General features: G+C 54.1%; 9 protein-coding genes. All 9 read right to left on the reverse strand.

The features are described from left to right. Nucleotides 1–368 (reverse strand): TolC family protein (locus HF921_RS11195; protein WP_215861929.1); only part of this gene is annotated, 368 nt, incomplete at its 3' end. Beyond that, complete coding sequence (locus HF921_RS11200) at nucleotides 365–1,894, reverse strand: DHA2 family efflux MFS transporter permease subunit (RefSeq protein WP_215893826.1); 1,530 nt, start codon at nucleotides 1,892–1,894, stop codon at nucleotides 365–367. The genes HF921_RS11195 and HF921_RS11200, both read right to left, overlap by 4 nt. A 319-nt stretch (nucleotides 1,895–2,213) precedes the next feature. Continuing rightward, on the reverse strand, nucleotides 2,214–2,807 hold the full coding sequence (locus tag HF921_RS11205) for a hypothetical protein (protein WP_215892731.1): 594 nt from the start codon (nucleotides 2,805–2,807) through the stop codon (nucleotides 2,214–2,216). A gap of 66 nt (nucleotides 2,808–2,873) precedes the next feature. After that, a complete protein-coding gene (locus HF921_RS11210) occupies nucleotides 2,874–3,527 on the reverse strand; it encodes a nitrogen fixation protein NifQ (RefSeq protein ID WP_215892732.1) in 654 nt (217 codons plus the stop codon). A gap of 22 nt (nucleotides 3,528–3,549) precedes the next feature. Continuing rightward, the gene (fdxB, locus tag HF921_RS11215; protein ID WP_215893827.1) at nucleotides 3,550–3,870 is read right to left on the reverse strand and encodes a ferredoxin III, nif-specific; all 321 of its coding nucleotides are present in this window, start codon (nucleotides 3,868–3,870) and stop codon (nucleotides 3,550–3,552) included. Nucleotides 3,871–3,874: 4 nt separating this feature from the next. Then, nucleotides 3,875–4,138, reverse strand: a complete 264-nt coding sequence (locus HF921_RS11220) for a CCE_0567 family metalloprotein (protein WP_215850445.1) — start codon at nucleotides 4,136–4,138, stop codon at nucleotides 3,875–3,877. Between the two features lie 59 nt (nucleotides 4,139–4,197). Next, nucleotides 4,198–4,665 (reverse strand): NifX-associated nitrogen fixation protein, encoded by a 468-nt coding sequence (locus tag HF921_RS11225; protein ID WP_215888772.1) that lies wholly within the window; start codon nucleotides 4,663–4,665, stop codon nucleotides 4,198–4,200. Then, nucleotides 4,658–5,074, reverse strand: coding sequence for a nitrogen fixation protein NifX (gene nifX, locus HF921_RS11230; protein ID WP_215893828.1), 417 nt, complete (start codon nucleotides 5,072–5,074; stop codon nucleotides 4,658–4,660). Before nifX ends, HF921_RS11225 begins: the two co-directional genes overlap by 8 nt. Before the next feature lie 52 nt (nucleotides 5,075–5,126). Beyond that, nucleotides 5,127–6,412: nitrogenase iron-molybdenum cofactor biosynthesis protein NifN (nifN, locus tag HF921_RS11235; RefSeq protein ID WP_215893829.1), on the reverse strand; the 1,286-nt coding region annotated here is incomplete at its 5' end.

The raw sequence follows: 6,412 nt of genomic DNA on the forward strand, positions 1-6,412 counted from the left end.
TGCAGTCCCTGTTTGGAGAAATATTCCTGCGTGGTAGAGGCACCCGCCGAGATATGTGGCAACAGGCTGGCGTGCTGAGCAGCCACTGTTGCACGCGCCGCCAGGATGCGGGTGCTGACTATCTGCAAGTCAGGATTGTTTCGTAGAGCGTCTTTCTCCAATGCATTCAGGGCAGGGATGCCCGCCGCTTTCCACCAATCGTTTTGCGGCCAGGCACCCGCTGTTATGCCGAACTGGCCATTATATTGAGCCAAGGTTTTGCTGATCTGCGTTTTCTGCCCCATTTTACCGCCTGGCAGATGTCGCGGAAGTCGTGCGCAGGCACCGATCAGCAAGATACCGGACAGAAGGATAATCTGCTTTTTCACGGTTCCACCATTTCCTCCATGGCTAGGCGGGTGCCCGCATCGGGTTCAGCAAAGGTCACTCGCTTCGCGAGTAACAGCACCACGCCGAGCAGGAGAAAAGCCCAGCCGGCAAAATGAAAAATTTCGTTAAAAGCCAAGAGCGCCGCCTGATGATCGATTCTGTTGATGATCAAATGGTGCGTTGCCTCGGGCGCGATGCCCTGGCGCTGCAATATGTGTTGCGCGGACCCGAGTTGCTCTCGGGTCATGGCGTTGCCTTCTCTCAGAAAGTGGCGATGCAATATCCGACGGCGATCCCACAGCGCCCCCACTATGGGTATTCCCATGGCCTGCCCGGAAACGCGCAGGAGATTCAAAAAAGCACCACCCCGCATTTCGGCCGTGCCCCGAAGGCCTGACAAGGCAATAGCAGCAAATGGGGGAAAGAGGGCACCAAGAAAGAGACTTGCCATTGCCTGAGGCCATAAGAGTTCGTCCAGCGAAGCGGGCCGGCTGTAAGAAGAAACCCAAAAACTCCCAATGGAGAATCCAGTGAGCGCAATGAAGCCGACGAAGCGCGCATCCAGTCGGTGGATATAGCGATGCGTCAACATGGACGTCAATTTGGAAAATAGCGCCAAGGGCAGCAGCAGCAACCCCGCCAGCCATGCGCTATAACCCAACATCAACTGAAACTGTACGATGTAGAGTGCCATGGCACCTTGGAAACAAAGCGCTGTAAGAAATAGCCCCAGTCCACCGACAAGAAAATTGCGGCGTCTCAGAAAGCGTAATTCCAGTAACGGATGCGCACTGTTCCATTCCCAAACCGCGAAGTAAATCAGGGCGGCTGCGCCGGTGAGCAACAGGCCGATGATGGTGGTTGACCGTAACCAATCATCTATTTCACCAAGATTGAGGGCAGACTGAAACGCGCCAACACCAATCAAAAGCAGGAGCAAACCCACCCAGTCCAAACCGGGATGGCGATGCTCTATTTCACGCCCCGCCAGAATAATCGCGATAATCAAGGCGACGGCTATCGCTACGGGAGTATTGAGATAAAACAACCAGCGCCACCCCCAGGTGTCGGTGATCCAACCACCCAGCACCGGGCCGAGGGTAAAGGGGGTGATAGCGGCCATTCCCCACAGCGTGAGGCCAATGTTACGCCGGGGCGGCGCATAGTGCCTCAGAAGCACACCGAGCGAAAGAGGTATGGTGATACCACCGGCATACCCCTGCACCATGCGTGATGCCAGAAACCAGCCATAGTCATGAGACACTGCGCATACTGCGGACGCAAGAGCGAAGGCGAGAAATGCGCCTAATAAACTCCGCATTTCCCCCCAGCGATTCAGAAACCACGCTGCCGTGGGGAAAGCCAGCGCCATCGCCAGGAAAAAATTCGCCTGCGTCCAGTCCACATAGACCGGATCGACTCCAAGGCTGCCCGCCACGCGCGGGATCATCGGCAGATATGCGCCTGTATTAAACAATACCAGGAAGTGGCCCAGTCCAATGGTGAGGTTAAGCGCGAGCAACATACCTGCATCGAGAGGTGCTGGGTTTATAGGGGCTCTTGTTGATACGGTGTTCACGGTTCGGTTGGATTGATCTTTCGGAAGGTGTGCAGCGATAATGCCCCAAATAATTCCATAGGGCAAATTGGAATTATTTATCGTTTACATAGGAGATACCGATAAATATGGATACCGAACGTTTGCGGCGACTTTCTCAAAGCAAAAAAGCCACCCCGAAAGATCGAGGGTGGCTTTTTTAGGCCCTAAACCATAAATAGTAATGGCTGCCTACATCATATAACCGTTGAGCGTCAGAGTTTTCGCTAAAACAGTGGAAAAACGCTTATACGGGCCGGTTTTCACCGGGATCACGTACCGGACCCATACCCGCCAGGCAGTCTGCATAACTGATCTCGGGGAATACGCTACTGTATTGCAAGGCACTCTCGGCGATGCGGTTGATTTTGCCCGCCGTGTCGAGCCTTTTGAGATCGTTGCGTTCCAGTCCGAACAAGTCCAGCAGTTCGTTGTAGACCGTCGCCTCATCCAACGGCAGGATATAAAATGGGATACCCTTGTATTCCAGATGATAACGTTTGCTGAAGTCGATATTATTGCAGTAAATAAAATACTTAGCGGAGGGTTCCAGATATTCGGCCAGTGCCGTTACCAGTGCATCCAGATAACCAAAAGACAGAAGATAGCACGATAAAAAAGAAATCTTTTTGGCGCCCGGCTCTGCCGAACTGATGACTTGCTGCGCGAGGAGTTCCGGTGGACGTGCTTCATCGGCCACGGCGGTGGCAAATTTGATAGCCAGTTCGCCGCGGAAACCAAAGCGTCCCTGCGCATTCAGTTCTCCCTTGAATACCTGGTTCAGCAGTCTTTTCTGAGTGTCGAGCCCTGCAAATGCGCTTTGTTCGATGCTGATGGACATAAATGACTCCGTATAGGTAGAGATAAAATATTGCAACCTGATCAGGTTGCGGATGCTTATGGGTTTTTAGCCCTGGGCAGCCAGCAGGTTCCAAGCACTGGCATCTTCCGGGCCGAAGCACTGGGCATAATCATTGCAAACATTGCAGCTGGGTGCCTGACAGAGGCGGACCTCAGCCTGGTCACACAACTGCTTATAAAAGAATTTCTTCCATTTCATATTGCCGGCATTTTTGAAATACAGTCGCGGAAAATGATGTTTAATAATGTCACTGAGGTCCTCACGACTTGTCAGTCCCAGGTCCTGCCACAAGTGATCATCGCCCAGGCAGCCCGCCGCGAGAATGGCAGCTACCCATTCTGTGCTCTGATTAACGCCGGCACAGTGATCCAGCAGGAGTTTAACCAGATCGCCGGTTTCCTCATTGCGCATGGATGCCTGGTTTTCTTTCCCCAGACATTGACACAGAAAAGTACCGCCTGCAGCGTTATGGAGATAGGCCTTCGTGCATTGTGCGGTCGAGCGCGATGCCTCTATCCGCGGGAAATAACGAGAAAACAGATGGCTCAATTGCCTGATCTCCAGGCCAAGCGCCATGCTGATGTTGCCCTTGCGTGCCATGGCGCGATGGCTGATACACAGCGCAAAAAAACGTGCATCGGAGAATGCCTCATCCGGGTTGCGACCGGACATCAGAATGTCATATATGGCAGTCTTCATTGATGCATTCCCCCCTGAAGCGCTACGCCGAGACGCTGACCGCCATGGACATGGACATGGACATGGAAGCGTGGGTATAGCAGTCCTTGGGGCAAACTCGGGAGCAGGCCTCGCAGCCAATGCATTTTTCCGGATGGGCAATGGTCATGAATTTGCGTTCCGCCTCGTCATCGTCCGCCGCCACCAGCTCCCCGTCTTCAGTGATACCAATAAGGTTCAGCACATCCCGACCGCAGGCGCGGAAACAGCGCCCACAACCGATGCACTTTTCTTCATTGATATGCTCGACAAACTGGGGTGTCCAGCCGAGCCCACCCTTGGTGATGCCGGTTATGTCGGACATGGCATTATCCTCCGGGAAATGATGCGAGCCGCGCCCTGGCCGCGGTCAAATCGCGGTAGGCGGCATAGGTGCGATTCGCCAGTTCCAGAATATTCTCCCAGCCGATGGGCAAATCTTCGGCGAGATCGTGAAGATCCATTTTGGCCTGGGTGGCCTGGGCATTGAGCCGTTTGATTTCTGTTTTCAACGCGTCTTTTTCGTCCACAATCAACTCCCAGTGATTGGTCTGTTCCTCTACTACCGGTAACATCTCCATTAATACGGACATGGCGTCATACTCCTCTGCGCTGATGAACCATAAGCGTGAGCTCTATGCTGGTTCAAGGGTCAAAAGCGAGCCACCTCCGGAAATTTTTCGATCATTTCCAGGGCGCCTGCCACCAGTTTGTCACCTTCCTCGGCCAGTTTTTCCATGCTGGGAAAGCCAAAACGATGCACGTCGCGCAACTGTTTATTGACGACGACCAACCGTCCGGCAATCAGCACCATGCGGCCAAAGCCTTCATGACTCATTTTCATCATGGGAGATACCATGACTCCGGAAGCACGCTCCGTAGCCAACCCAACGGCGTTATAAAAAAGTTCCACCCGCCAAAGTATTTCGGGATCGGGATCGCCAATAATGGGTATCGCCCGACGTTGTTCCTTATCCAGCACATAAGGCGCCAGCAGTCCGGTATCGGACTTTTTTTCCCAGGCACCATAGCTATCCTGTGCCCGCCACTGCTTGACCAGTTCGCGGAAAAACAGGGACTCTTCCGGCAAAACCGCCGCCACCGCAGTATTCTCAGGCATGACTTAACTCCTCTTTATCATCAAAATTAAACGCTTTTTCCGCACCCTTGTTCATGACTTTGCGCAGCCATGGGGGTGGAGTGCCCTGTAATACGACCTGCAGCTTGTCGAGTATTTCATTGATGGGTTCCGGTTCATTCACCTTGATGGGATGAATTTTCATGGCCACCACCCGCGCCGCACCGGAGCCGCCAATAGCGGCCACATATAAAATGGCGCAATCCTTGATGGCTTCCAGCTTGGGGGCCAACTTATCTTCGTTGCCATCCTCGGCAAGTTCACCATCAAATTGCACAGCCTCCAGAAAATGATGTCCTTCTGCACTGAGTTCATAAATGGCGATGTTTTTCGCCCAGCCGAAATGGGCATCGACTCTCTGCATATCCTGAGTTGAAAATGCGACTTTCATGGCGCCTCCCGGGCTTTGGCCAGATAAAAAATGACTACTGCGTTCCGCGTCCTTAACCAAACGCAAACGGCGCATGTGCATCGTGATCCTCCATGGGTAATGGCCAACTATCCGGACGATTTTCCTCTTCCTGCGCCATTAACAGGTTGCCGATCTCGAAGGTCAGATCGCGGGCGCCGCGATAGCCGAGGGACAACCGATGGGCGGCGCCGAGTTGGTCAAAAATAGGCAGCCCCATGCGCAGGAAAGCGATATCCAGGCGCGCCGCCGCCTGCCGTCCATGGGAGTGGGTGATGAGCAAGTCACATCCGGCACTCCGCGCCTCCAGGTCTTCCAGATCACCAATAAGCACTTCTTCACAAGGCATCTGTTCGAGCAGCGGCGAGTGGGTGGTGGTCACTGCGGCGGTGATGATCGCCCCCATTTCGTTGAACCATGATCCGATATTCCAGAGCAGATCCGGCTCGGCGCCGATGGCGATTTTTTTGCCCCCGAAGAAAAAATGGCTGTCGAGCATGGCGTCGATCAACTGACTACGTTGCCGACGATATTTGCCGGGCACCGGTTGTCCGCTCAACTGACTCAGGCAATCCAACAGCTGATCCGTCGCTTCGATGCCGGTAATGCGATCGAAGAGCACATAAGGTTGACCGGTCTTGGTCATCAAGGCTTCTGCCCCAGGACGCATTTGTTCGCCCAGGGCAATGGTCAGTTCCGCTTCGCCCATGCGCCGGATGGCATCCACTGGAGTGCCGCCCAGGGTATTGGGTGTGAAGTCGTCCGGAATGTGGCCATCCATAGACCCGGAAATATCAGGCAGAATGGTCGCCTCCAGCCCGAAGGATTCACTGATCTCCCGGAGTTCTTCGATGTCCGCAGCGGTGAGATGGGACCCCACGAGGAAATTGACGGAACCCTCCCGGCGCGCACTGCTGGGTTCGACCAACCCCTTCACCATGCCCTCCACAGCCTTGGCCCAGCCGTCCTGAAAAGCATCCTTGAAATCCGGGGTAGAGACATAAACCAGGGCTAGCTGATCCAGTTCGGGATGGCTGGCGCGAAAGTTTTTGAGATAACCATCCACATCATCGCCCTTGGTCTCGGTGACGCCGGTGGAACAGATGCCGATAATGGCTGGTTTGGTGCGCTGCTGAATACTGAGAATAGCGATACCGATATTATCCAGCCCGCCCATGACCGTCGCCACTTCACTCATGGCGGTGGTCTGCATGGGTATACCCTCGTTAAAATGCCGCTGAAAAAGCACCAGGCCAAAGGCGGTACAGCCCTGAGAACCATGCAGCATGGGCATGCAATCGGCGATGCCCATGAAGGCCA

It is taken from the genome of Acidithiobacillus ferriphilus (assembly GCF_018854775.1).
Classification (GTDB): Bacteria; Pseudomonadota; Gammaproteobacteria; order Acidithiobacillales; family Acidithiobacillaceae; genus Acidithiobacillus; species Acidithiobacillus ferriphilus.